Raw genomic sequence first — 877 nt, 5'->3', positions numbered from 1 at the left:
ACAAACCTTGCTTGACCAAGTTCGGGAAGCTCAAGGCGACTTGTCTCCTGAATCAGAGATCCATGTTGAAGACAATGCTTTGGATTCCGGCGTTGAAGCTAGCGTTGAACGTTATGTTGAGCAAAAAGCAGAGCTAGTAGAGGAGCCGCTATCAGAGCATTCTGAAGATGCATGGGTCGATCTACGGCTTCGTTTAAATAACTTCTTTAGCGATAAAAATACAACACCCGAACAGATGGTGACTTTGTTGTCTGGGTGTATTTACAGTTTTGGTGATCGTCTGGGCAATGCAGCAGTTGACCTTCTTCATAGCTTGCTGCATTCTCTGGATCCTGATCAGTTGAGTGAAGAACAAAAACAATTGTTATTGTCTGATTATGAACGCATCGGTTTGGATGAATACCGCCAGTCGATAAAGCTCAGACAATCCAAAGCCCGTTATGACGCTTCTGGTTTTGGTGATCAACAAGTTCTAGCGCGAGCAATTCGCTCCTCAGCTGAAGATATACCACTGGAAAGTTTATTAGAATCAATCAAGTATGCGTCTTTAGTCGACTCTTCCGGTGACTCATAAAGAATAAAAAGAGACTCTGAATAGTGAGGCTCTACAAGGACCGGAGACATCTCATGAGTAATCAAAAAGTTTATCCCATTCACGCGCAGGCTAAAGCCCGCACTAATATCGATCAAGACCGTTATCAAGCGCTTTATCAGCAGTCGCAGGATGACAATGAATCGTTCTGGGCAGAGCAGGGAAAGCGCCTTGAATGGATCAAACCTTATTCCCAGGTAAAAGATGTATCGTTTTCTTCTAATGATTTGCATATTCGCTGGTATTACGACGGTGTCTTGAATGCTTCGGTAAATTGTCTAGATC

2 protein-coding genes are annotated in these 877 nt (G+C 43.4%); both read left to right on the top strand.

All coding sequences use genetic code 11. The annotated features are described in order from the left end of the window. Positions 1-574 (top strand): hypothetical protein (locus A3735_RS29935; RefSeq protein ID WP_197485541.1); only part of this gene is annotated, 574 nt, incomplete at its 5' end. Between the two features lie 53 nt (positions 575-627). After that, positions 628-877, top strand: a 250-nt coding sequence (locus A3735_RS00215; protein ID WP_304439949.1) for an acetyl-coenzyme A synthetase N-terminal domain-containing protein, incomplete at its 3' end; no start/stop codon positions are given.

This window comes from Oleiphilus sp. HI0061 (assembly GCF_001635675.1).
This window is presented reverse-complemented; position numbering and strand designations above follow the sequence as displayed.